This is a genomic window from Variovorax soli, from assembly GCF_031454625.1.
Classification (GTDB): domain Bacteria; phylum Pseudomonadota; class Gammaproteobacteria; order Burkholderiales; family Burkholderiaceae_C; genus Variovorax; species Variovorax soli_A.
This window is the reverse complement of sequence record NZ_JAVDRF010000012.1, coordinates 138,880-161,668: the sequence shown is the minus strand read 5'-3', so window position 1 is coordinate 161,668 and position 22,789 is coordinate 138,880. Positions and strand designations below refer to the sequence as shown.

The following is a 22,789-nucleotide window of genomic DNA, read 5'->3' as shown; positions in this document are numbered from 1 at the left end:
CGCGAACAGCGCGGGCCCACCTGCTCGCCAGCGTAGGACGCTCTTCTGCGTCTCACTGAGCGCCATTCGCCTTGTTCAGCTCGGCGAGCTCTTCCGCCAGACTGCGGACAGTGATCGAGCCGGCGTGCTCCGTCCGGGCCAGCTTCGGCGCGGCGTACTCAGCCAGCTTGTGAAGCAGATCGAGAGCCTTGCCCGGATCGCCTTCAGTTGGCTTGACGCCCTGCTCTGGATCACCGGGAGTTCCCTCGGCCACGGCCTTGAGCCACTTCGCCACGTTCGCGCGGTTGTCGTCCAGCAACTTCTGAACCGTGTCGCGAAACTCGGCGGTCACCTTTCCCGGCCCTCTTTTTCCCTGATTCGGCCTTTTCTCGCCTTTTTTAAAACTACCAGCGTTCGCCACGTCAGCCCCTTTCTGAGTACGAAAAGGGCTCGAACCCTAAGCGATCAGCCGGCGTCAGCGGCTCTTCTGACGTATCGAGCAGATCAGGGCGTTCGTCTTCGGCCACGCTCTGAGGCGTCGCATCTTCATTGTTTTGGTTCATGGTTCGGGGCTTCCTTGGCTTGTCCGAGATGGGCCCATCCGACTGACGCTTGCGCGCTGGGCCTATGCGGTTCGCGATCCCCCTGATTCCGCGGTGTCGCAGTCGCGTGGAAACCCCGCCCTTTTTTCCCGGGGTGGGCCGCGTCAGGTTCGCGGGTAGTGCGGCGCGTGGAAACTGCCTTGCGGGCGCCGACGTGACGTGATCCCGATCACGATCACGATCGGCACAGCGCTCAAGTCCTTAGTCAAATAATCCAGATTGCGCATCCTCCAAAAGGAGGATTGACTTGCTGCACTGACGGACGACTATTGCTCCTCAATAAGAATGAGGAGAGATTCCATGGCCAGCCTCGCGGTCCGCATGTGTCTTCTTGCCCTGGTCGCTTGCGTTGCCGGGTGTTCCTGGCCGAGACGGGAGGAGTCCATCCAAACCCATGCGTCGCTGTGCGAGATCATCTTGCAGCTACGGCGAGACATCCGAAACTCCTCTGTAAGGCCCGGCCAACAAGCCGTAGGGCTTCCTCTGTCTGAGGCAACTGTTATCTTAAAACTTGGCCTTGTGAGAGAAGTCAGCGGAGACTTCAAGGTGACCGCTGCCGTTCCCGTCGCCTCTCTTGGAGTTTCTGGCTCTGAATCGAAGAGCATCGAGAACACGATCACTCTGGTCTACAAACGGATTGACGGCAAGGACGGAACCGACGTTGGAACACTCGGCCTGCCCCCAGGCGAACTAGCATCGATTCCCGCCGACCAGAGGCAGAAGGTTGTGAGAGACGCACTCGCCGCGGCTGATGCAGACGACCAACGAGCCTGCAATCGCTAACGAAGCGCTTTGCTTAAGTGACACCAAGTTTGCCAATCAACAAATCGCTGCATTTGTCAGCACCGACGGGTCGAGCCCCCCGTCGAACTAGTGCCCTCCGGCTCTAATCTTCTTGGAGACTTGCTATGCGCACTGCCGCCTTGCTCGCCATCGTCTTCACTCCAGTCGTGGTCAATGCCGCCAATTGCAGCACAGACCCTCCGCAGTTCGGCCCCGTTACAACGACATTCGAACAAACCTGCGCTGCAGGGCAAACTATTATTTCGCTGAATAAGGCAAAGTCACCAGTCGCAAAGCTCAATTTCGGTCGCCGTCAAGAGATCACGATTTCCACAGTATCAGGAGCCAAGAGCTCAGGAGGCAACGGGAGCGGCGCGCAGGTTTGCATTTGGCGGTCATGGGACAAAAGCCAACCCTGCGGCAAGAGTCTGGTCTCCCAAGATGGCTTCAATGACTGGGACGGCAGTGCTACTTGCTCCCTTGTAGTTCCGGCAGGGGTCCAGTACGTCCAGGCGTTGCAGACAAATTCGAATGCAGATGAACAGAACACCACTTTGGAAATAGTTTGCAGATAGCCGTGCTGCCCTTGTCTGACGCAAACAGAAAACCCGCCGAGCGTACTGCTGAGCGGGTTCGGATTCTTGGGGGCGAGTTTACCCAACGTGGGGCCAGGGTGCCGCTTTGTTATTTGACCCGGTCGATCCGGTGACGGCTTCCGCATTCTACCGTGCGGTAGATCATCTGCAACCCCCTCATCCCATTCTGTCGCGCAGCTTGTCCATGGCGCGCGGACCGGCCTCGGACTGGTTGCGCTCCATCTCGGCCACTACCCACGCGGCGAGCTCGCGCTGCTCCCGCTGGAACTGGATCTCGAACGGTATCGTCCCCTCACCACCGCATGCGGGGCACTTGTTCGTGCCGAGCGTCTTGGTCCCGGGGATCACCAGCAGTCCATGACCACCGCAGGGCTTGCACCGCCCGTCCCTGTGCCAAGCGAGGCAGGCCTGCGCCATGGTCCTCGCCTGCGCCTGGTTCAGCTTCACCCGCAGGCGCCTTGCCTGCCGCCAAGCCAGGTCCGACAAGATCTCCACGACCTGCACCGACGCCGAGTTGTCGCCGAGGAAGAGCCGCTGGAGCGCTACAGCCAGCGGCGCCCGCCAGACGCGATTGCCCTCGCTGTCGTGCCCACGCTGCAGATCTCGGTCAGCCAACCCCATCGCGCCCAGCACGTCAGAGTCTGAGAAGTTGGTCCGCTCCTCGCTTTTGAGGTTCGTAGACCGCATGGCGGAGGCGTAGCGCTCGATGATCTTCATGCCGCGTTGTCGCCCTTCCCGCTGTCGTACAAGCGCCTCACTTCCTCGCGCTCAATCAGCAACGGCCGCAGCTCGTCTGCCTTTGCGCTGACCTCGTCATCGGTCCCGAAAGCGATCAGCAAGTAGTCGTTGGTCATGTTTCCCTGGAAGAAGCGCATGCCAGACTGCGCGGTCCGCGACAGTGGCTCGACATGGAATCCATTGGACTTCTTGCTCCAGAGCAGTGCGTAGATCTCGTTCATTGGTTCTCCTGAGTTGAGAAAGGGACGTAGGAAAGGGGGTAGCGCCTCGGCTGCGAGCGGTACTGCATGGACGGCTTGTCGAACCAAAGGCGCAGCGTGTAGTCCTGGTGATCGCCGTAGCGGGCCTTCATCAGGATCAGCTTCGCGTCGGGCTCAAGCCTTTGCTTCTCCCAGGCCGCGACCGAGTCCGGGTCGCTCAGGTCGGCTGGCGCTTCATCTTTCTGCGCGCGCCAGACCGAGAACACGTTGTCGGCGCCGTTGACGATCCCGCCGGCACCGGCCACGTCCATCTTGCCGGGCGCCTGCTCCTCGTCCTTCTGCTTGCGTGGATGAGCGACAAGGTGAACATGGGCGCTGTGCGCCTTCTTGAAGGCGACGATCTTCTGCACCGCCTCGTTCTGCTTGGTGATAGCGCCGACGCCGTCCGAGGGGACGTCGATCATCATCAGACTATCGATCACGAAGTGCCGCACCCCGTAGCGCCGCGCGGCGTAGGCGAAGACCTCCAGGAGGCGATCGAGCTTGGCCGTGCCAACCAGGTCGAAGATCCAGCACTTGTCGCGCAGCCAAGCTCCCACGGCCCGGATGAACTCGCGCGTCGGCCTGTAGAGCCCCGTCGCTTGCTTATGCAACCGCAGCAGGTGCTTGTCCGGCGGGATCTCGCCCGAGAACACCGCCACTCGCTCGCCCTGCGCCATCAGGCCGAGCAGCACCTGGTCGAGCATCAGGCTCTTACCATGGCCGTTGATGCCGGTCCAGCAGGTGTACTCGGCAGGCCGGAACTCGAAGAAGTCAAAATCGCGGTCGAACTTGATGCGCGGATCGCGCGGCGCGTCCGGATCGGGATGGAACAGGGCTTCGACCTTCGGCGTGAAGTCGTCGGCGTTGCGCAGTTCCTCAGGGTCGAGCGGCTTAGCGTCGTCCATCGCCTGCTGAAAGTCCACGGCCTCGGCGCCGTCCAGCAGCCACTGGTTCGCGTCCTTTGCGCCCAGGCGCACCCGCCGGCAGCGCTCCACGCCAAGACGGCGCATTACCTCCGCAGCGCCCTTGTTGCCCGCCTCGTCGTTGTCGAAGCAGATCAGGATCTCGTCGAAGCGCTCCAAACGGTCCCAGTCCGTTTCGAGCCACTGGTGATTGCCGGCACCCTGGTTCACCGACAGCGCTGGAACGCGCATCTGGTGCAGCGTCATGGCGTCGATCTCGCCCTCGGTGATCGTCACGACCCGGACCTTAGGGCCGATCAAGTGCCAACCGAACAGGCACGGCGCGGCCTCCTTCTCCTGCCGCATGTCGCGCTTCTCATCGACGTTGCGATACTTGATGTTGATCAACTCGCCCGTGTCGTCGATGAAGGGGAAAACGGCGTAGACCTTGCCGTGCTGCTGCAGCTCGGCGACCTTGAAGGCCCGGATCGTCTCCTCGGTCAGACGGCGGCCGCGCAGCCACTCCAGGGCCCGGCCCTTGGCTGCGGGCACACCCGGGCTCACCGGCCGACGGTAGGTGCGCTCGGGCGGCTTTGGGAAGTCGTCGCGGATGCCAAGGTGCTTCTTCGCTTCGCGCATGGCATCGACGATGTCCAGGCCGCGGCAGGCCATCCACAGGTCGAGCAGATCGCCGCCCTCGCCGCTCGCGAAGTCCTTCCACATGCCCGCCTTGGCGCCCGTCAGGCGCACCGACAGGCTGTCGCCTGGCTCGCCGCTGGTGTTGCCGGCCTTGAACTCGGCGCCTTTGCGCTTGCCGTGAGGCAACAGGTACTGCGCAATCTGCACCGCCTGGCCTGCCATGCGGACCTTGAGCTCGCCCGCGTTCACGCCGTCACCTCGCTGATTCGGCGGCCTTCGCGAAACTCGCGATAGTTGAGGACGTGACAGCGCTCGTTCGCGGCCTCGGCCGGATGAGTAAACCCGGCCACCTCCCACCACTGCTGCCCGCTGTCGTTCACGGGCGCCGCCACCTTTGCACCCGGAATCTCGTCGTCCCAGCAGCCGTCGTTGAGCCAGCTCGACGGGTGCTTGATGAACCGGCCGTTCTCCCGGCGATCGAGGTGAGGCCGCTGCGCCGCCAATGCGCCCAGGATCGTCGCCTGCAGTGCTTCGTCGGGCGCCAGCTTCAGCCACGCCTTCAGCGCTGCCTTCCGCCCGACCTTGCGCGGGTACGCCGCGTAGAAGGCCGGAAACCCCGGCATGCTCTCGATGGCTGCAGTTGGCGATCGACGCTGTCGCCCCCCGTGGGGGGTAGGGGGGGTATTACTTGAATCAGGAATCAGTGAATCAGGAATCAGGGTGTTATGCACCTGTTCCTTAACTGTTAAGACACCGTTGTCGACCTCGGTTGTACCGCACGGTTTAACTGTTAAGGCACTGTCGTCAACCCCCCCTGAGATGGCTGGTGCAACCGTTGCCGCACGGGAAACTCGCTGGCTAGTCCCGGTGGCGTAACCGTTCCTGCCGCGTTCGTGAACTGTGAGGAAACCGTCTTCGTCGGGAATCTGGCCATCCTTCTCGGTGCCGTGCGGAACCTGGTGCTTCACGAAAGCCACGATCTGGATGTAGCGGATGCCGGCCCATTCGTAGCGACGGATGAAGTGCCACCGCTCCAGCTCCTGCAGCAGCGGCTCTACCTCGATCGTGTCGAAGGGAAACAGCTCGCCCTTGATCTTCTTCGCGCGATCCTCAAGGCGCCCCTCGCGATCTGCCAGGGTCCAGAGGCCGGCGAAGCACAGGCGCGCGAATGCCGAGCACTCGGCCAAGTCTTCATTCTTGAAGAAACCCGGCTTGATGTTGCGGGCGCGGGCCATCAGCGATGCGGCCCCACTTCTCCTGACGCCACGTCGCCCTTAGCGGCCGTGATCGCCTCGATCTCCTTTTCGACCTCTGCCCAAGCCTCAGCCGCTTCAGCCTGCGCCTTGTTGAGTGCGCTGATCAGCGCCGGCACCGCGTCCTTGTCGATGACGACAAACTGCACCGGGCTGTCGCAGTTCTGTTCCATCAGGACGACGTTCCCGCCACCGCCAGGGTAGACCGCCAACTGCTGAAGCGAGTCGTCGATCAGCACGCAGCCGACTTCGCGCAATTCGTCCCAGCTCGGGGCGCTGTACTCGCCCGGCGTGTACGCCGCTGGGTTTTCGGGGAATCCAGGATTCATCGTTTCCATTTCCAAGCTCGTCCAAGTTCGTGATTCGTCGCCCAGGAAGCGCGGCCGACGTGCCCGCGGTGAATTCGCAAGTACCAGCAGAAGTGATAGACCCAAAGCACGGCGCGACGCATCAGTCACTCCCAAATGAGTTGATCGGGCCGCTCGATGCTGGCCAGGTGGACCTTCGACAGGGTCAGCAGCGCCTGGATCTGATCCGGCGGGAAACACTGCATCTCCTGGTTGACCACCTTGAGGCCTAGATGGGCAAGCAACCCGCAGAACTGCTCCAACTGCTCGCTCTTGAAGCGCGAGACAGTGCTCTCGCTGACCCCCATGGAAGTGGCGATCGCAACCTGCCTTCCGGGCTCTTGCAGGGCGCGCAAGATCGCGACGTGAGCCTTGCGTGCTCTTTCAGCAGGGGTTGGAGAGACTGCGGTCATGACCTATCGCCCTACCCTCGCGGCCAACGACGCCGACCTGATCCACTGTTCGACTCGAACCCTGTTAAGCACGAACGCCACCAGCGACGGCAAGGGCGCGCAGGTGAAGTTGCGGGTCACGCGGCTCGACCTACGCTGGGAAGACGGCGACGTGGTCGCACGTTTCAGCGCGCAGGAGACGAACGTCGTGCCGACACGGCGGATGACCCGGCCTAGAGACAGGAGATAGGCCATCTCAATTCCCCCGGTCCTGCTGATCGACAGTTTCGACCGGGGCTGTCTCCACGAACCATTCAGGCCGCAAGACGCGCAGCTGCCAGACGCGGCCGTCTGGCATGTCCTCCCCCCATTGGGAGATCGCGCCGGGTGTGATGCTCAGTATCTTCGCCAGCGCTGCGGCGCTTCCTGCGTTGGCGATGCCGGTTTTGGTTCTCATGGTTAGCACTGTAGCAAACTAAAGCTTTTCTAGCTAGTCTACTAAATCCTTTAGATGGCTTAATCGAACCATGACCTTGAGAGAACGCATCCAAGAGGCCCGCGACGGAGCCAAGATGACCAACACCGAGTTGGCGCGCGCGACCGGACGCAGCCAAGGTGCCGTCACACAGTGGCTTGATGGGACTGCCAAGTCCCTGAAGGGAGAGACAGCTGCTCTCATTGAGCGCGCGACTGGCTACCGTGCTTACTGGCTGATCACCGGTAAGGGACCGAAACGAGTCGAGGACATCGAACCGCAGTTCAAATGGGACGTGCTCACTTCGCTCGAGATTTTGGGCAAGTCAATCGAACAAGTAGTCGACTCCGGCGCGCGTGCCAGCGCGGTCTCGATGCTCACAACCTACATCAACGACCCGAGCGGAAACCTCGACGTGCTGCCACTGATTGCCAAGAGACTTTCAGGTGAACGCCCCAACGAAATGGACAAGGATTTCTGGGACGGAAAACGGGCCAACGCGGAGCCGGTCAAGATAGCCGCACCCAAGTCCGGCAAGCAAAAGTAGGGTGGATGGCCGATGCGCTTGTCTCGGATACTTTAGTGAACTGAAGGGTTTTTGCTTTAGTGGGTTTGTGAATTTGCTTTAGTTGTCTAAAGTCACCTCCATCGCCAACACCGGGTATGGAGCTGAAATGGACGCTGTAGCACACACAAACTTCGAGGCAGCCGCGCGCGAGGCGCTGCTCAAACGCAACTGGCGCACCGCCGCCCTCCTGTTCACCGAAGCCGCCGACGAGATCCCCGACGACGCGCACGGCTTCACACCGGCTCGCGCGCAGGGCTTGCGCCGCGACGCGCACCTGGCACTGGGTCGCACCGAGGAGTTCAGGAACTACCGCGAAAGCGCGCGCAAGCGAGGTTGCCGCGACTACCGCGCCGAGTGGGAATCGCCGACCGGGGAGTTGGTCACCCGCCTCCTCATGCCGAAGCGGAGGGCCTGACCATGCTGCTCGACCTAATCCTTTCATCCCGTCTCTTCAACTGGTTTTTCGGCACGATGCATGGTCGCGATGAGCGCGAAGACGTAGCACCAGGCCGCGTCCTTTCTGCACTCACCCTTGCAGTCGTTGCTGGCTGCAGTGGCGGCTGCGGCGGTGGTGGCGGCGGTGGCGGTGCCCCCATCATGGGAATTCCCACATCGGCCCCTACGAAGGAAGCCCGGAGCGAACAGCCGATCAAGCCCCCACCGGTGTGCACCGTCTGGCTGGAGGGCGATTCGATCCTGAACGGCTCAAGCCCCGCCGGACGTCTGACGGAACCGCCCGCGGCCGCGATCAAGCGACTACGCCCGGCCTACACCGTCACGGATCGCAGCATGCCTGGCAACTACGTCACTATGCGCATGCCCGGCTTCCTAGCCGAGATAATCGATGCTCGGTTTGTGGTGCTTGAGTTCGGCATGAACGACGGCGGTAACGGCTTCGACTATCGCGAGCCGCTGCGTTCCATGGTCCAGCGCGTGAAGGCGCTCGGGAAGACGCCGATCGTCACCGGGCTGTCGCGCGTGCGCGGTGCGCCGCCGTGGCGTGACGCCTATGACGCGCTGGCGCACCAGGTGGCTACCGAAGAGGGCGCCACCTTCGCTGACTGGGGCGCGGTCCCCTACTCCGATGCCGACATGGCCGACGACGTACACCCGGCCCAGTCGTACAGCACCCCATTGGCCGAGAAGATTGTCCGCGCGCTTGACGCGGTAGCCCCCGAGTGCGCCCTATGAACGACCAGTTGCAGATTACCAGCGGCCTGTTGATGCCATGCCTTCATACCTCGACGACATCGACGACGGCATCCGCAGCGATCAGATGCAGATGCTGGGCAGCGAGACGATCACCACCAAGATGATGCAATGCGTCGACGATATGCCGATGTTCCCCTATAAGGAGCACAAGATCCGCAAGGCGCTTCATTCCCTGTGGACGCAGCCTTTATCACAGCCGCGGACCATGGATCTTTTGGACAGATGTGTCGTTCTTATTTGAAAACGAATTTGCTCGACTCATCGTTTGATCTATGCTTTGAGCCAAGTTACTGCTCGAAGACGCTCATGCATCCAACTGTGATCGTTTAGAAAAGAGATAACCCCCAGTACACCCGGCAAGGTGGAAAGGGGGTTATCTGAGTACCCGATCCCGCTTGTGGAACTGGCACCCCTCTGGGCAGAGGATTCCAGTCTACACGGGTCCGGGATTTTGACCATTGTCAGAAAGATGTCCCATGACCCTCAGTGAAGGCCTAACAGCGCAGCCCGCAGACAAGTTGCTGCGAATCTCGGATGTCCTCGCAAAGGTGCCCGTCGGCCGGGCCTCCTGGTGGAAGGGCGTCAAGGAAGGCCGGTTCCCTACCGGCATCAAGCTCGGACCGCGCACAACCTGCTGGCGCGCCTCGGACATCGACAAGCTTATCGCCTCTCTCTAGTCGAGGGGCAGTCATGAACAAGATCGTGATTGATCGCGGACACCAGCGTGCGCGCCACACATATCAAATGGTCGCCGAACGTGCTTCCGCTTCTGGCCGCGTAAAGCGAAGCAGCCTGATGCCCCACTCTGCGCGTCAGCGAGTGGCGTCAACAGGGGGTAGCGGCGCTCCATCGACAACAGCAATCTCCCTGTCGAGAAGTTGTCGGCTGAATTCCATGTGCGCGATCCAGTCTTGCATTTCCCGCTCTTCCTTAAGCCACCGGGAAAAGTCTTCCTTGCTCATGTTGGCGCGATTGATGTCGCGTCGCAGTCGATGCATCTCAAGGCGAGATGTGCCAGCCTCTAACTGCCGAACGACCGATTCGCGCCTTTGCAAGAGATCAAGGCGCGTCACGGCCTTGGCCAGATCGCCGGCGCTTTGGTTCTTTGAGTCGAACGAGGCCGACAGACGAGCAACGATCTCCGCGTTCAAGCTCTTGGATGTTTTGTCGGCTTCCCCCTGCAATTGGGAGTGGAGCAGCTTCGGAATCCGAAGAGTGATCCGCGTGTACCTGTCTTCGTCTTCCATGCCGGAAATTTACACCAAAACAGTGTCACTTCTGGCGGAAATCGCTTGACACTGTATCAGTGTCATAACGACAATCAACCGACACCATTTCTATGTCAGACCAAACTCGACACTCCATTGTTCGCATGCAGATCCGTCTGCCGGGTTTACTTGCAGATCGCCTGCGCCAACAGGCCGCTCTGACCCGTCGATCGCTGAACATGGAAATGGTGTCGCTGCTGGAGGAGGCCAGTTCTAAAGCAGCCAAAAAGGTGAAGGGCCGAGTCGCGCCAACGACTCAGCCCCTCGATGAAACGCCCATCCCGTCTAAAGGCAAGGAGATTTCACATGCCAGAGAGTAGCACGCACTCAAGTAGCGCCGCAACAGCAGTAACCGCACCCGCGACTGCTGTCGCTCCAACCTCTAAAACCGTCCCGGCCGCCGAGCTGATCGAAAACGAGGCCCCCGCCAGCAACCCGACGACGATCGCCAGAGCGATCGGCACCACCCTCGGGGTATGCCGCGCGTGTGCTGCGAGGGCTTCGGAGTTCCTCCAACTGGCCTCCGAACTCGACGAATCTGACGATGACCTGAGAAGCGGCGACACCATCCGCTTTACGCGCATGGCCTTGGGTCAATTGGAGATGTTCAGCTACGACGACAGGTGGACCGACATTGAGATGGCCGGAACACTCTTCGACAGCATCGCGCTTATCAATGCCGCGGCCTGGTCGCCGGGGGACCAGATCGGCAAGGCCCGCCGCATCTTGCTAGATCAAGCACGCCAGTTGCTCGATGCTGCTGCTGCGACCGCACTCGACGGCGGCATTCTTGCAGCCTCGAAGGCGATGAAGGAACTGCCGCAAGGGGGGCTGCAATGACCGCCGCAACCCTCACCAAGCCTGCCAGGGGCTCGGCCAAGGCCATTCGGAAGAATGCTGTTTACGTGCCGTCAACTGACCGCAGCAATGTTGCGGCGCGACTGGCAACCCTGCGGGCCGCGATTCGCGAGGCAGACGAAAAGCTCGAAGCTGCCTACGATCTCGCGGAGCGGGGCGAGGCCTACGAAGTGCTGCTGGACCACGTCGCACACGATCTGCTGACCGGCGACGCGCTGGCGATCTTGGGCGACTCGCCGACGCAATCGGATGCAACGGCCAACTACGAGGCGCTTTTCAAACCCCTGGCGGTACTGCAAGGCGCCATCGCACTCGCGCAAGGCTCCGGCGTCGAAGGAAATCTGAAGGAAGCGTTCGAGCTGCTCGACTGGGCGCAGAACGAACTCGACGGCTCCGCTGCCCTGACGAAACTGCTGCCCAAAGGACCGAGAACTACGGACGAGCAAGCCAGCCCTAAGCGCGTGGACTGGATGGAGGTCGACCTTGCGGACGGCGCCCTCCGTGCGGCAGAGATTCTGATGGAGATGACGCACATGGAGTGCCAGTGGCAGTACTCAGATGCCCAAGGATCCGAGCGCGCGCAAGAGCGCATAGTCGTCATGCTCAACGCGATCCAGAACGAGGTTGCCGAAGCACGAGAGCGTCTTCAGGCGGTTGTCAGTGAAGTGATCGGAGACAAGTCGTGAGCCGCGCCGCGACCTTCGCTCCGGGCGTGGAGTACGACGCCGGCACCGGCGGCGACATCTACTTGGGCCGCCCAGAGGCCCTGATCGCGGCTGGGCTGATCGACGCGGCCAAGGTGCCGGGCGCACCTGGCATGCCGAAGTCATCCATCACGTTCGTGGACGGCGTGCCGCAGCTCCGCGGCATCAAGCCTGTCCACGACGAGCGCTGGATGCAGGCGACGATTATTGGTCGCCAGCTTCGCGTGACGAAGGGGATCGACCGCGAGGAGCGAAGGCGCCGAGAGCAGAAACGCGCCCAGGAACTGGAAGACCTGCCTCGCACCACGCCGAAAAAGGACATCGGCCGCGACGAAGCGGCCAAGCAACTGCGCAACGCCAGCGCGATCTTCCAGGTCGGCGATTCGGTGATCGTCAACGGTCATCAAGCCATGATCTGCGAAGGCTACAAGATGCACACGGTCAGGGCGGAGGATGGCGAGTACATCGGCAGTGATGGCGTTCGCATCGAACACCGTTTGGGCTACACCTGCCGATACCGCAGCGGCGAAGAGTTCTTCTTCGCGGCCTACCAGGTCACCGCACCCGACGACGCTGGCCGCCCGAGCCATTTGCGGTTGGTAGCAGGTGCCAAGTCGGCGCCAAGGCTCGTCCTGGCTCTCAGGAGCCACGCATGATCGAGATCTACACGGACGGGGCCTGCTGGCCCAACCCCAGCGCCAACGGCGGATGGGGCTTCGTCGCTTACGAAAACGGTATTGAGATCAAGAGCCTCAACGGCCGCGCCGCGGGTCACACCACGAACAACCGGATGGAGATGACCGCCATGCTGCGCGCGCTGATGTGGCTTGGCGACCGGCCGGCGCGAATCCATACCGACAGCCAACTGGTCGTCTACGGCCTGAACTCATGGTGCAGGGCCTGGCAGCGGCGGGGCTGGCAGCGCAAGGACAGGAAGACCAAGACGCTGATGCCTGTCCTCAACGCGGACTTGTGGCAGGTGATGATGATTGCGCGTCAGCCCCAGCACTCCATCGTCTGGGTGAAGGGGCATGCCGGCATTAGGGGCAACGAACGGGCCGACCAGCTCGCCGACGCGGCCAGCAGGGGGATCGCGGCGTGACCCGCTGGATCACCATCGAGAAGGCTGAGGAAGCCACCGGTCTACCGAGCTCGTTTTTCCACGAGCGCACGGGCCTGTCAGGAGTCTGGCCCGAGGGCAAGGTCTGGAAGTGGTTCGAGGGCCGCAAGTTGATCGACCTGGAGGCGCTGTACGATCTGATTGACAAGCGCCCCAGCATCCAAAGCAACCGCGGTCGGAGACGTCAGCCCCAATGCCCCGAGCAGCTCAGTCCTCAACCGGCGTAATCGTCCGCGACGCCCATCTGCAAATTGACCTGCGGCGTCACGGCTTCGGCAAAGAGCGGCTAGACATGCCGCCTACCCCTTCGAACATCAAGTACGCCGAGAAGCTGCGAAACGAGATCCTGGGCAAGATTGAGCGCGGCACATTCGCCCTGGCCGACTACTTTCCGGACAGCCCTCGGTGCAAGACCGACGCGCCGAGTACGACCTGGGGCCAACTGGCCACCGAGTGGCTGAAGATCAAGAAGCCCGCCGTCCAGCACAGCACGATGCACCACTACCAGCAGACGCTGGGCAGCCTGCATTTCGACGAGGTGCGCGGCAAGCACATGGCGGACTTCGACTACCGCATGCTGATGGGCCTCTTGGCCAAGCTGCCAGAGAACCCGAAGACCTTCAACAACATTGCGACCGTCATCAAGCAGGTGCTGCACTACGCATACCTGGCGAAGACGATCAGGGAGCCCCTGCACGAGCACATTGCCATGCGACGGCGCCAGGAGCCGGAGCCCGACCCCTTCGACCTGGCCGAGGTGGACGTACTGCTGAGTAAGTTCACCGAGGAGGAGGCACGCGACTATTACGAGTTCGCCTTCTTCTCCGGGCTCCGGCCATCCGAGCAGATCGCGCTGCGCTGGACACGCGCCGACCTCCGTTCCGGCACGGTAAAGGTGGACATTGCTCTGACCCGCGGGAAGGAAAAAGGGACGAAGACCAGCAGCATGCGTATCGTCGAGCTCAGCGGTCGCGCTCTGGGCGTGCTTGAGCGCCAGCGCGCCCGCACCCAATTGGCCGGCGGGCACATCTTCCTGGACCGGACTGGCGAGCCCTTCGCCGGCACCGACGGCCCGCTGAACGACTGGTGGAAGCCCGCAATGAAGGTCTCGAAGCTGCGCTATCGCGACGCCAGGCAGACCCGCCACACGTTCGCCACGATGTGCCTCATGGCCGGCAACCGGCCGGCCTGGGCCGCAGGGCAGCTTGGACACTCGCCGGAGATGTTCTTCCGGGTCTACAGCCGGTGGATCAAGGGCGCCGACCACGGAGCCGAGCGCAACGCACTGGACGCCTTCATCAGCCCTCAGACCGGGACAAAAACCGGGACAGAGAAGCCGAATTCAACCTAGTTCGGCGGAGCCTTCAGAGGGAAGCCCCACCGAGGGAATCAGCCGATTTCGGGCGATTTGATGCTGAAATAGGTTCGATTCCTGTCGAGGGCACCAGCACTCATCGGCTTGCCTGCTGCACCCCGTTGCTGCGCAAGGTCTTGATCAATTCGTCCAGCGCGCCGACGGCGCCTTCCGCATCCCGAACCCGCAGGCAGCGCACGACCTTGCGCCGAAGGGGGAACACGTCCGGCCTCGGATGCGCGGGGATCACGTGCGTCATGCGCTCGCGCAAGACCGCGGTCATCGTCTGCGCCATGAGCCGCAGCGCCTCGTTGTGGCCCGCCAATGCGATGGACGAGAAGAAGCGCGCCATGGCCTCGATGCGTTGAGGGAGCGCGTCCGCCCCCTGGTGCTGCTCGATCTCGTCGGCGGCCGCCTCGATCGCATCGACCTCGGCTTCGGAAGCGCGGTCGCAGGCCAGCCGAAGCAGCGTGCCATAGAGCGAACGGTAGGCTTCGTCGATGTCGGCCGTGCCGAGTTGGCCTTCGAGCACCAGCTTGCGCAGCGACTCGGCCAACATCATGTAGGCACCCTTGTAGAACACCAGCGCATGGTCGGCCGAGCCCGTGGTCATGTGCTTCACCTCGCCGATGAAGACTTCATGGTCGCCGGCCTCGTGGCGGGCATGGACGCTGCACTCGAAGCTGGCCAGGCAATCGTCGATGAGCGGTGTGCCGAGCGCGCCCGGACGCCAGGCCACGCCCTCGAACTTGTCAGCGATCTTGCTCGACGCAAAGCGTCCGGACAGCGCATCCTGGCTCTGCGAAAGAATGTTGATGGCGAAGGTACCGGCCTCGACGAAGGTGCCCAGCAGACTGCTCGCCTTGCGCAGGCTGAACAGTACCAACGGCGGCTCCAGGGAGACCGAACTGAAGGAGTTGCAAGTCAGCCCCACGGGCCGCCCGTCGGCCGTGTGGGTGGTGATGATGGCGACCCCCGTCGGGAAGCAGCCCAGCAACTGGCGAAACAGCTTGGGCTCGATGGCGTCGATGTGTGTCGCTTGGTTCATGGTGTCGGCGTCCCCTGGCGTTTGAAGAGTTGAACGACGTTGCCTTCGGGGTCGCGCAGCGACAGCACCGCGCCGTGCGAGCCCATGTCACGCGTGCCGAGTACCTCGCCGCCCGCGGCAGCGACACGTTCCGCCGTGGCCGCGAAGTCGTCCACTTCGAACACCATGACGACGCCGGAGGTCGCGGGCATGGCTTCTTCTGGGCAAGCCAATGCGACGCCGGCATTGCCCATGCCGTACTGAATCCAGCGGTCTCCGTCGCGGAACTTGAGCTGCAGGCCAAGCGCGGATTGGTAAAAGTCATGAAGTTCGGCGGGCCGCTCGGCCACGACGAACACGTTCTGCAGGCGCTTTGGCGATTCCATGGTGTGGCTCACTGCGGGGTGTGCGAGGCGCCGGCGTCGATGCGGCCCCGGTCGGCGTCGTTGTAGAGATTGACGAGGGAAGCCTTCAGGAATCCGCCATCGATCACGATGTCTTGTCCATTGATGTACGTCGACGCGTCGCTCGCGAGGAAACACACGGCGCCCGCGATGTCTTCGGGACGGCCGATGCGCCGCGCCGGAATCCTGGAGGTCCGGCTTGTCAACACGAAGTCATCGCGGTAATGCACTTCCGACAAGGGCGTTCGGATCATGCCGGGGCTGACCGAGTTCGCGCGAAGTCCGCGCGGCCCCCATTCCACGGCCATCTGGTGGGTCAGCGACCGCATGGCGCCCTTGGTCGGGCCATAGGCGCCGACGCGCGTGGACACTTGGGCGGCAATCGAGGCCACGTTGACGATGCTGCCCGCCTGCTGGTCGAACATCATGGGCACCAGGGCCTGCGCGCACAGCAGGGCGCCGCGCAGGTTCACCTGGAAGATGCGGTCCCAGAGCGCGATGGGGAAGTTCTCGAGGCCGACGGGCGACGACGTGATGGCCGCGTTGTTCACCAGCACATCGCAGCGGCCGAAGCGCGAACGCACCAGCCCTGCCATCGCGGCGACGGACGCAGGGTCCGCGACGTCGCAGCGGACGCTCAGCGATCGGTCGGCCTCGGCCGGAATGGCGGGATAGCCGATATCGACCTGCACCACCTGCGCACCGACGGACCGAAGATGCGCACAGATGGCGAGGCCGATGCCTCCGGCGGCACCGGTGACGACGGCCACCTTGCCCTGCAGGGCCTTGTTGTCGAAGGGGGTCGGAGCGGTCATCGGTCAGCGGCCTTGGGCGGATTCATGAAAAAGAGGCGCTGCACTTCAGGCGGACACCGCGTTCATCGATTCGACTTCCTTGCGAATCGCCGGGATGATCTTTTCACCCCACAGCTCGATCTGGCGCAGCATGGTCTTCTGGTCGAAGTCGCCCAGCTGCGTCTGCAGCGCGATGTGCTTGGGGCGCAGGATGCTGATTTCCTCCAGCATCTTGTCGATCACTTCATTGACCGAGCCCACCGGCAGGTTGTTGCGCAGCTGCTCGAAGCTCGGGTCGGTGGGCGAAGGCACTTCCTTGACCATGTAGCCGTCATCGGACTGCGCGCGGCGGAATTTGAGGCTTTCCGAGATGCGGCGCTGGAAGCGCGCGTTGTCCAGGTAGGCGTCGATCTCGGATGCGTTGTCGGAGGCGAATGCGCAGCGCAGGAATCCGAACTTCACGTCGTCATCGAGATCCGCGCCGTTGTCCTGGGCGACCTTCTGCAGGCGCTCGCGCAGTGCGGCAACGGCGTCCGTGCCATTGAGCAATGCCGTCACGAACAGGTTGTGGCCTTCGCGTACGCCACGGCCGAGGGTGGCGGGATTGCCCGAGGTGATCCACAGCGGAGGCATCGGGTCTTGCACCGGCCGCACGGCGATCGAGCTGGGCGGCAGTTTGAGGTACTTGCCCTCGTACTCGACGATCTTCTGGGTCAGGCCCTTCGGGATGATGTCCAGGAATTCGTTGTAGATCGCCCCCGACTCCTCGATCTTCACGCCGAAGCGCTCGAACTCGAACTGCTGGTAGCCCGAGCCGATGCCGAGATCCAGGCGCCCGTTGGACACCGTGTCCACGAAACCCACCTCGGCCAGGAACCGCGCCGGGTGGTACAGCGGGAGGATGCACACCGCAGAGCCCAGCCGGATGCGCCGGGTCTTGGCCGCCATGTGCGCGATCATCATCAGCGGCGAGGGCGAGAGCGAGTAGTTGTTGAAATGATGCTCCGCATACCAGGCGGTGTTGAAGCCGGCCTGCTCGGCCACCACGGTCTGCTCGATCGAGTTCTGGATGACCTGCTGCGAAGTCTGGTGATAGCCCCGCTGCTGCGCGAGGATGAATACGCCGAATTCCATGTTTTCTCCGCGTTCAAGAGTGATGTGCGATGAAGGGAATTCTCCGGTCGGAGCCGGCCGAGGGGAATATGGAAGGAGCGTGATTCAGTCCTGCAGAAAAGTGCGGGATGCACGCCCTGGGCCTCCACCAAAAGAAAAACCGGGGCATGTCGCCCCGGTGTCTTCGGCCCGCAAGAGACGGCGCAATCGCCCAGGCCCTCACTTGTCCTTGAGGTCGGTCGTTTTCGCCAGCCCTTGCCAGATGGCGGCATCCCGCTGGATCGATGCGGCGAACTCCTTGGCGGAGCGGCCCGGTGGCACGATCATGTTCTGGCCTTCGATCTTCTGCCGCACTGCATCGCTCTTCTGCAAGCGATTGATCTCCTCGTTGAGCCGGTCGATGATTTCCGTCGGCGTCCCTGCCGGGGCGAACACGCCGTACCAGCCATCGGCCTCGAACTTGTAGCCCTGTTCCGACAGCGTGGGCAGGTCCCGCGTGGCGGGCCAGCGCTGCGAACCCGTCTGGCCCAGGCCCACCAGCCGGCCGGCGCGCATGTGCTGAATGGGCGACTGGATGTCGGTGAAGCCCACGCTGATGTTGTTGGCGATCAGGTCCGTCACTTCGTTGACGAGCGTCTTGTAGGGCGCATGCGGCATCTCGAGGCCGTAGTGCGCCTTGATGCCTTCCATGGCCAGATGGCCGGAAGAGCCCGTGCCCCACGAGCCATAGGCGAGCTTGCCGGGATGGGCCTTGGCGTACGCCACCATGTCCGCGAGGTTCTTGAACCCCGTGCTCGGATTTGCCACCAGCAGGATGCCGGCCGCACCCACCTGCGTGATGGGGACCAGGTCCTTTTCGGCGTCGTAAGGCAGCTTGGGATGAATCACCGGATTGATGAGAATGGCCGACGACGGGGCGAACAGCAGCGTGTAGCCGTCGCCTGCGGCCTTGGCCACCGCGTCGCACGCGATCAGGCCGTTGGCGCCGGCCTTGGGGTCCACCACCACCGGCTGCTTCAGGACCCTCGACAGGGGGTCGGCGATCAGGCGGGCGAAGGTGTCGCCCCCTGCGCCGGCCGACCCGGCGACCACCAGGCGAATGGGGCGCGCGGGCCAATTGCCGGTGTTGGCAAGGGCGCTGACGCCGGTGCCCAGCAGCATGCTGCCGAGCAGGAGGGTGCGGCGGTTGATACGTGTGTTCGTCATGTGGGTCTCCTGTTTATGCGGCCTGCGCTTGGGCAGCCGGCTTGTTGCGTGCCAGTTCCTTGCGGATGGCGGGAATGATCTTTTCTCCCCAGAGCTCGATCTGCCTGAGCATGGCCTTCTGATCGAAGTCGCCCAATTGGGTCTGTAGCGCGATGTGCTTCGGGCGCAGGATGCTGATCTCTTCCAGCATCTTGTCGATCACCTGGTTGACCGAGCCCACGGGCAGGTTCTTGCGCAGCTGCTCGACCGTCGGGTCCGTCTCGGAGGGCACTTCCTTGATCATGTAGCCATCGTCGGATTGCGAGCGCCGGAACTTCAGGCTCTCTGAAATGCGGCGCTGGAAACGCGCGCAATCCAGGTAGGCGTCGATCTCGGCCTTGTCGTCGGAAGCGTAGGCGCAGCGCAGGAAGCCGAACTTCACGTCGCGGTCCAGGTCCTTGCCGTTGTCGGCGGCCACTTTCACCAGGCGTTCGCGCAGCGCCTGAACGCCCTCGTTGCCGTTCAGCAGCGCCGTGACGAACAGGTTGCGGCTTTCGCGTACGCCCCGTCCCAGCGTGACCGGGTTGCCCGAGGTGATCCACAGCGGGGGCATCGGGTCCTGCACGCAGCGCACCGCGATGGAGCTGGGAGGCATCTTGAGGAAGCGGCCGTCGTACTCGAAGATCTTCTGGGTCAGACCCTTGTCCAGGATGTCCAGGAACTCGTTGTAGATGGCGCCCGATTCGGCAATCTTCACGCCGAAGCGCGCGAATTCGAATTCCTGATAGCCCGAGCCGACACCCAGGTCCAGCCGGCCGTTGGAGACCGTATCGACGAAGCCGACCTCGGCCAGGAAACGCGCGGGTTGGTAGAGTGGCAGGATGCACACCGCCGTCCCCAGGCGGATGCGCTGCGTCTTGCCGGCCATGTGGGCCACCATCATCAGCGGAGACGGAGAAAGCGAATAATTGTTGAAGTGGTGCTCCGCATACCACGCATTGTGAAATCCGGCCTGCTCCGCCGCGACGGTTTGCTCGATCGAGTTATTGATGACCTGCTGCGAAGTCTGGTGATAGCCCCGTTGCTGGGCCAGAATAAATACGCCGAATTCCATAGGTGCCGTCTCCCAAAAAAAAGCGCCCGCGAGGGACCACTAAATTCTAGATAGACAAACCGATTCGGCCATGGCAGAAACTGCAGATCTGAACTGCGAAAACTGGAGGATTCATGGATAGATTGCGCGCCATGGAGCTCTTTCTATCGATCTCCCAGACCCGGAATTTCTCCGAGACGGCACGCCGCTTCGGCATCTCGGCCACCGGGGTGTCGCGCATGATCACCGAGATCGAGGACGAGCTGAAGGTCAAGCTGCTGCTGCGCTCCACGCGGCAGGTCGCGCTAACCGAATCGGGGCAGGAATATGCGCGCCAGCTGGAAGGCATCCTGTGGCGCATCAACGAGCTCCAGGCCAACATCACCGCCATCAGCAGCGCGCCCCAAGGGTTGTTGCGCGTTCACTCGCGGGTGATGTTCGGCCAGGGCGTGCTGCCGCCCCTGATCGCGGCCTTCCGCAAGCGCTATCCCGAGATCCACATCGAACTGACGCTGACCGAGGCCCCGGTGGACCTGCGTCGCAACCAGTTCGACATCGACTTTCGCATCTCGCCCCCTGTGGAAGCCGGGGTGAAGCGGCGCATGCTGTTCCAGAGCGAGCGCCATCTCGTGGCCGCCCCTGCCTACCTGGCCGGCAAACCCGCCTTGCAGGTGCCCGAAAGCATCCTGGAGCATGAGTGCCTGGCCTACCAGTTGCCCGGCGACGAATACACCTGGCTGTTCAAGCAGCAGGAGCAGCTGAGCGAGATCGCCTTCAAGCCGCGGCATGTCAGCAACAACGGCATCGCCCTGCTGGAACTCGCCCGGCTGGGAGAGGGCCTGGTGCTGCTGGACGACTACACGGTGCACAACGACATCCGCCTGGGCCGTCTGGTCCGGGTGCTCGACACCTATCGCATCAGCAACAAGGGCTTCGACGAGGGCATGTACGCCACCATCCTGGATACCGCCATCATCCCCGCCAAGATCCGCCTGTTCCTGGATTTCGTGGCCGAGCACGTGGCGGGCCCCGAGTTGCGCTTTGCGGCGCACGGCAAGGCCGCAGGGCTGGATTCGCAGTCCACGCCGTAGCGGCTCGGCCTTATCCCCTACAGCGGCATGCGGCAGGCGGGCCGCGCACTGCCCTGAAACCCGAGGCCCGTCAGCTTGAGCACACCGCCATCGAGCGGGCCGGACGCGCTCAGGCGCCCACTGTCACGGATGCTGGTGACGAACAGATCGGCCATGCCGGCGCCGCCGAAGCACAGCGCGCTCGGGTGGGCCACCGGCAGGTCGATCTTGTGGGTGAGCCGGCCCTGCCGGTCGAAGCGGGCCAGCGCCCCGGTGCGCACCAGTGCGGTCCAGAGTCCGCCCAGGCGATCGAAGGCGCAGCCGTCGGGCCCCGAGCCGAGGGCATCGGTGCGGACGAATACCTGCTTGTCGGCCAGCGCGCCATCGGCCGAGATCGCATACGAATAAATGACCCTCGCGGTGCTGTCGGCCACGTGCAAGCGCCCGTCGAGCGGATTCACGCAAGGTCCGTTGGTGACGCCGAGGCCATCGTCGAGCTTGCGCAGGCTGAGGCGGGTGTCCAGCCGGTACAGCCCGCCCAGGGGAGCTTCGCCGGGCGCGCGCTCCACGTGCATGGTGCCGACCACGAAGCTGCCGTCGGCCAGCGAGATGCCGTCGTTCAGCCGCACGTGGGGGTGGCTGACCTCGATCCGCGCCAGCGTGCGGCGCTGGCCGCTGCGCAGGTTCAGCGCCGCGATCTCCTCCTTCAGCGCGAGCACGATGCAGTCTCCCTCGTCACCATTGAAGGCGAACGAGCCGAGGGGTGCCGGCGCTTCGTGGCGCGCTGTGGCCTCGCCGGTCTGCGGGTTCAGCGCATGGATCAGGCCCGCGCGGCAGTCCATCACCCACAGCTGTTGCCCATGCCACACCGGGCATTCGCCCAATGCCATCGTCAAATCACCCAGACGCTGTATTTGCATTTCGAGAATTGACCTTGTTTCGAATTATGGCAATTTCAAAACGGCATTCGAGATTTTTCGATCGAATCTCAAAGAGCACTCAAATAACACTCAAATAATCAAATCCATCTTGTCATCTCGAATTGAGGGCTGGCGCATGGTAGCGCCGTCGAGCCAACCCACCAACGCGCGAATGCTGCATTTTTCGCAGAACACTCTCTCAGATTGAGTGGAAGTCAATTCCGTCGCGATTTCTATAATCAATCGGACAAATCGCCACTGAGACAAACCGGCAGCTCCGCCCCACCCCCAGGTGTCCGAACAACGGTCCGCCCGGCAGCCCCAGTGCATTTTTTTCTGATTCTTACCGGCGGCAAGTTAGCTCCATACAGAGGTGGTTCATGAGTGAAGAATGGGTTCGTTTGGAAGTCTCCGAGGGCGTCGCCCTGGTCACCTTGGACCGCAGGCCGGTCAATGCACTGAACCGGGACATGCGCCGCCGGCTGGTGGCCACCTTCGATGCCATCTCCGAGCGGGAGGACGTCCGCTGCGCGGTACTGACCGGCGCCGGCAGCGTGTTCTGCGCGGGCGCTGACCTGAAGGATCGCCCCAGTTCGGAAATCGCCGGCGACTTCCTCGAGCACAACCGCATCACCCGCGAAACCGGCAACGCCATCCGCGAGTGCGCCAAGCCCGTGATTGCGGCCATCAACGGCGCGGCATTGGGCGCCGGCTTTGGCCTGGCTGCGGCCTGCGACATCCTGTATGCCTCGGAGAACGCCACCGTGGGCATGCCCGAGATCAATGTGGGACTGGCAGGCGGCGCCTCCATGCTCAAGACCGTGTTCGGCCGCTCCACCTTGCGGCGCATGTTCTTCACGGGCCAGCGCCTGAGCGCGCACGATCTGCTCAAGCGCAATGTGATCGAGGAGGTGCTGTCTGAAAAGGACCTGCTGCCCGTGACGATGGCACTGGCCCGCGAGATTGCCTCCAAGGCACCCCTGGCCATCGCCTACGCCAAGCGCGCAGCCAACATGGTGGACGTGATGCCCCAGCGCGATGCCTATCGCTTCGAGCAGGAGTTCACCGTCGCGCTGTCGAAGACCGAAGACGCCCGCGAAGCACGCGCGGCCTTCCTCGAAAAGCGCGACCCGGTCTTCAAGGGGCGCTGA

The 22,789-nt window shown here is 62.9% G+C and carries 34 protein-coding genes; 17 read left to right on the top strand and 17 right to left on the bottom strand.

Annotated elements, in window-relative coordinates; translation table 11 throughout:
* Positions 1-52: 52 nt before the first annotated feature.
* Both J2739_RS23170 and J2739_RS23165 read right to left on the bottom strand, forming a co-directional pair.
* Positions 53-400 carry a hypothetical protein gene (locus tag J2739_RS23170; protein ID WP_309906043.1) on the bottom strand — a complete coding sequence of 116 codons (348 nt, stop codon included), beginning with the start codon at positions 398-400 and terminating at the stop codon, positions 53-55.
* 1 nt (position 401) lies between these two features.
* Positions 402-542, bottom strand: coding sequence for a hypothetical protein (locus tag J2739_RS23165; protein ID WP_309906041.1), 141 nt, complete (start codon positions 540-542; stop codon positions 402-404).
* Between the two features lie 339 nt (positions 543-881).
* Between J2739_RS23165 and J2739_RS23160 the strand changes: the two genes are divergently transcribed.
* Together J2739_RS23160 and J2739_RS23155 are read left to right on the top strand one after the other, a co-directional pair.
* Positions 882-1,364 (top strand): trypco2 family protein, encoded by a 483-nt coding sequence (locus J2739_RS23160; RefSeq protein ID WP_309906039.1) that lies wholly within the window; start codon positions 882-884, stop codon positions 1,362-1,364.
* Positions 1,365-1,489: 125 nt separating this feature from the next.
* The gene (locus J2739_RS23155; protein WP_309906036.1) at positions 1,490-1,939 is read left to right on the top strand and encodes a hypothetical protein; all 450 of its coding nucleotides are present in this window, start codon (positions 1,490-1,492) and stop codon (positions 1,937-1,939) included.
* 177 nt (positions 1,940-2,116) lie between these two features.
* Here the strand turns inward: J2739_RS23155 and J2739_RS23150 are convergent, their stop codons facing one another.
* From J2739_RS23150 to J2739_RS23125, 6 genes are all read right to left on the bottom strand, one after another.
* The gene (locus J2739_RS23150; RefSeq protein ID WP_309906034.1) at positions 2,117-2,677 is read right to left on the bottom strand and encodes a hypothetical protein; all 561 of its coding nucleotides are present in this window, start codon (positions 2,675-2,677) and stop codon (positions 2,117-2,119) included.
* Entirely contained in the window at positions 2,674-2,919 is a 246-nt protein-coding gene (locus J2739_RS23145) for a hypothetical protein (protein ID WP_309906031.1), read from the bottom strand. Before J2739_RS23145 ends, J2739_RS23150 begins: the two co-directional genes overlap by 4 nt.
* Complete coding sequence (locus J2739_RS23140; protein WP_309906029.1) at positions 2,916-4,730, bottom strand: toprim domain-containing protein; 1,815 nt, start codon at positions 4,728-4,730, stop codon at positions 2,916-2,918. Before J2739_RS23140 ends, J2739_RS23145 begins: the two co-directional genes overlap by 4 nt.
* Positions 4,727-5,716 (bottom strand): hypothetical protein, encoded by a 990-nt coding sequence (locus tag J2739_RS23135; RefSeq protein WP_309906027.1) that lies wholly within the window; start codon positions 5,714-5,716, stop codon positions 4,727-4,729. Before J2739_RS23135 ends, J2739_RS23140 begins: the two co-directional genes overlap by 4 nt.
* A complete protein-coding gene (locus tag J2739_RS23130; RefSeq protein ID WP_309906025.1) occupies positions 5,716-6,072 on the bottom strand; it encodes a hypothetical protein in 357 nt (118 codons plus the stop codon). The genes J2739_RS23135 and J2739_RS23130 overlap by 1 nt, the downstream gene beginning before the upstream one ends.
* Positions 6,073-6,188: 116 nt before the next feature.
* A complete protein-coding gene (locus J2739_RS23125) occupies positions 6,189-6,494 on the bottom strand; it encodes a CII family transcriptional regulator (protein ID WP_309906023.1) in 306 nt (101 codons plus the stop codon).
* Between J2739_RS23125 and J2739_RS23120 the strand changes: the two genes are divergently transcribed.
* Positions 6,493-6,723, top strand: a complete 231-nt coding sequence (locus J2739_RS23120; RefSeq protein ID WP_309906021.1) for a hypothetical protein — start codon at positions 6,493-6,495, stop codon at positions 6,721-6,723. The genes J2739_RS23125 and J2739_RS23120 overlap by 2 nt on opposite strands.
* Before the next feature lie 6 nt (positions 6,724-6,729).
* On the opposite strand, the gene J2739_RS23115 is transcribed toward J2739_RS23120, so the two are convergent.
* Positions 6,730-6,930: a Cro/CI family transcriptional regulator gene (locus J2739_RS23115; protein WP_309906019.1), complete on the bottom strand. Its 201-nt coding sequence runs from the start codon at positions 6,928-6,930 to the stop codon at positions 6,730-6,732.
* A 70-nt stretch (positions 6,931-7,000) separates the two neighbouring features.
* Between J2739_RS23115 and J2739_RS23110 the strand changes: the two genes are divergently transcribed.
* The 5 genes from J2739_RS23110 to J2739_RS23090 all read left to right on the top strand — a co-directional run bounded on the left by J2739_RS23110 (position 7,001) and on the right by J2739_RS23090 (position 9,405).
* Complete coding sequence (locus J2739_RS23110; RefSeq protein ID WP_309906017.1) at positions 7,001-7,495, top strand: helix-turn-helix domain-containing protein; 495 nt, start codon at positions 7,001-7,003, stop codon at positions 7,493-7,495.
* A 127-nt stretch (positions 7,496-7,622) separates the two neighbouring features.
* Positions 7,623-7,931: a hypothetical protein gene (locus J2739_RS23105; RefSeq protein WP_309906015.1), complete on the top strand. Its 309-nt coding sequence runs from the start codon at positions 7,623-7,625 to the stop codon at positions 7,929-7,931.
* Positions 7,932-7,933: 2 nt separating this feature from the next.
* Positions 7,934-8,707: an SGNH/GDSL hydrolase family protein gene (locus J2739_RS23100; RefSeq protein WP_309906013.1), complete on the top strand. Its 774-nt coding sequence runs from the start codon at positions 7,934-7,936 to the stop codon at positions 8,705-8,707.
* 37 nt (positions 8,708-8,744) lie between these two features.
* Entirely contained in the window at positions 8,745-8,969 is a 225-nt protein-coding gene (locus tag J2739_RS23095; RefSeq protein ID WP_309906011.1) for a hypothetical protein, read from the top strand.
* 235 nt (positions 8,970-9,204) lie between these two features.
* The gene (locus tag J2739_RS23090; RefSeq protein ID WP_309906009.1) at positions 9,205-9,405 is read left to right on the top strand and encodes a helix-turn-helix transcriptional regulator; all 201 of its coding nucleotides are present in this window, start codon (positions 9,205-9,207) and stop codon (positions 9,403-9,405) included.
* A 135-nt stretch (positions 9,406-9,540) separates the two neighbouring features.
* Here the strand turns inward: J2739_RS23090 and J2739_RS23085 are convergent, their stop codons facing one another.
* Positions 9,541-9,975, bottom strand: coding sequence for a toxin-antitoxin system HicB family antitoxin (locus tag J2739_RS23085; protein WP_309906007.1), 435 nt, complete (start codon positions 9,973-9,975; stop codon positions 9,541-9,543).
* 125 nt (positions 9,976-10,100) lie between these two features.
* On the opposite strand from J2739_RS23085, the gene J2739_RS23080 reads away from it, so the two are divergent.
* Genes J2739_RS23080 through J2739_RS23050 form a run of 7 tightly spaced genes read left to right on the top strand, consistent with a single transcriptional unit; the run spans position 10,101 to position 14,029 of the window.
* Complete coding sequence (locus tag J2739_RS23080; RefSeq protein WP_309906005.1) at positions 10,101-10,316, top strand: hypothetical protein; 216 nt, start codon at positions 10,101-10,103, stop codon at positions 10,314-10,316.
* A complete protein-coding gene (locus tag J2739_RS23075) occupies positions 10,303-10,836 on the top strand; it encodes a hypothetical protein (protein ID WP_309906002.1) in 534 nt (177 codons plus the stop codon). The genes J2739_RS23080 and J2739_RS23075 overlap by 14 nt, the downstream gene beginning before the upstream one ends.
* Positions 10,833-11,540, top strand: a complete 708-nt coding sequence (locus J2739_RS23070; RefSeq protein WP_309906000.1) for a hypothetical protein — start codon at positions 10,833-10,835, stop codon at positions 11,538-11,540. Before J2739_RS23075 ends, J2739_RS23070 begins: the two co-directional genes overlap by 4 nt.
* Complete coding sequence (locus tag J2739_RS23065; RefSeq protein ID WP_309905998.1) at positions 11,537-12,214, top strand: hypothetical protein; 678 nt, start codon at positions 11,537-11,539, stop codon at positions 12,212-12,214. Before J2739_RS23070 ends, J2739_RS23065 begins: the two co-directional genes overlap by 4 nt.
* Positions 12,211-12,660, top strand: a complete 450-nt coding sequence (locus J2739_RS23060) for a ribonuclease H family protein (protein ID WP_309905996.1) — start codon at positions 12,211-12,213, stop codon at positions 12,658-12,660. The genes J2739_RS23065 and J2739_RS23060 overlap by 4 nt, the downstream gene beginning before the upstream one ends.
* A complete protein-coding gene (locus tag J2739_RS23055) occupies positions 12,657-12,905 on the top strand; it encodes a hypothetical protein (RefSeq protein ID WP_309905994.1) in 249 nt (82 codons plus the stop codon). The genes J2739_RS23060 and J2739_RS23055 overlap by 4 nt, the downstream gene beginning before the upstream one ends.
* Positions 12,872-14,029, top strand: coding sequence for an Arm DNA-binding domain-containing protein (locus tag J2739_RS23050; RefSeq protein WP_309905992.1), 1,158 nt, complete (start codon positions 12,872-12,874; stop codon positions 14,027-14,029). Before J2739_RS23055 ends, J2739_RS23050 begins: the two co-directional genes overlap by 34 nt.
* Positions 14,030-14,129: 100 nt before the next feature.
* On the opposite strand, the gene J2739_RS23045 is transcribed toward J2739_RS23050, so the two are convergent.
* The 6 genes from J2739_RS23045 to J2739_RS23020 all read right to left on the bottom strand — a co-directional run bounded on the left by J2739_RS23045 (position 14,130) and on the right by J2739_RS23020 (position 19,669).
* A complete protein-coding gene (locus tag J2739_RS23045; protein ID WP_309905990.1) occupies positions 14,130-15,080 on the bottom strand; it encodes a flavin reductase in 951 nt (316 codons plus the stop codon).
* On the bottom strand, positions 15,077-15,445 hold the full coding sequence (locus J2739_RS23040; protein WP_309905988.1) for a VOC family protein: 369 nt from the start codon (positions 15,443-15,445) through the stop codon (positions 15,077-15,079). Before J2739_RS23040 ends, J2739_RS23045 begins: the two co-directional genes overlap by 4 nt.
* Positions 15,446-15,453: 8 nt before the next feature.
* Positions 15,454-16,278: an SDR family NAD(P)-dependent oxidoreductase gene (locus tag J2739_RS23035; RefSeq protein WP_309905986.1), complete on the bottom strand. Its 825-nt coding sequence runs from the start codon at positions 16,276-16,278 to the stop codon at positions 15,454-15,456.
* Between the two features lie 45 nt (positions 16,279-16,323).
* The gene (locus tag J2739_RS23030) at positions 16,324-17,391 is read right to left on the bottom strand and encodes an LLM class flavin-dependent oxidoreductase (RefSeq protein ID WP_309905984.1); all 1,068 of its coding nucleotides are present in this window, start codon (positions 17,389-17,391) and stop codon (positions 16,324-16,326) included.
* Between the two features lie 198 nt (positions 17,392-17,589).
* A complete protein-coding gene (locus tag J2739_RS23025) occupies positions 17,590-18,576 on the bottom strand; it encodes a Bug family tripartite tricarboxylate transporter substrate binding protein (protein ID WP_309905982.1) in 987 nt (328 codons plus the stop codon).
* A gap of 13 nt (positions 18,577-18,589) precedes the next feature.
* Positions 18,590-19,669 carry an LLM class flavin-dependent oxidoreductase gene (locus J2739_RS23020; protein WP_309905980.1) on the bottom strand — a complete coding sequence of 360 codons (1,080 nt, stop codon included), beginning with the start codon at positions 19,667-19,669 and terminating at the stop codon, positions 18,590-18,592.
* A 113-nt stretch (positions 19,670-19,782) separates the two neighbouring features.
* On the opposite strand from J2739_RS23020, the gene J2739_RS23015 reads away from it, so the two are divergent.
* On the top strand, positions 19,783-20,739 hold the full coding sequence (locus J2739_RS23015; RefSeq protein WP_309905978.1) for a LysR family transcriptional regulator: 957 nt from the start codon (positions 19,783-19,785) through the stop codon (positions 20,737-20,739).
* Between the two features lie 17 nt (positions 20,740-20,756).
* Here J2739_RS23015 and J2739_RS23010 read toward each other — a convergent pair whose 3' ends face one another.
* Complete coding sequence (locus J2739_RS23010; protein WP_309905976.1) at positions 20,757-21,638, bottom strand: SMP-30/gluconolactonase/LRE family protein; 882 nt, start codon at positions 21,636-21,638, stop codon at positions 20,757-20,759.
* A 380-nt stretch (positions 21,639-22,018) separates the two neighbouring features.
* Here J2739_RS23010 and J2739_RS23005 point away from each other — a divergent pair, with 380 nt between their 5' ends.
* Positions 22,019-22,789, top strand: coding sequence for an enoyl-CoA hydratase/isomerase family protein (locus J2739_RS23005; protein WP_309905973.1), 771 nt, complete (start codon positions 22,019-22,021; stop codon positions 22,787-22,789).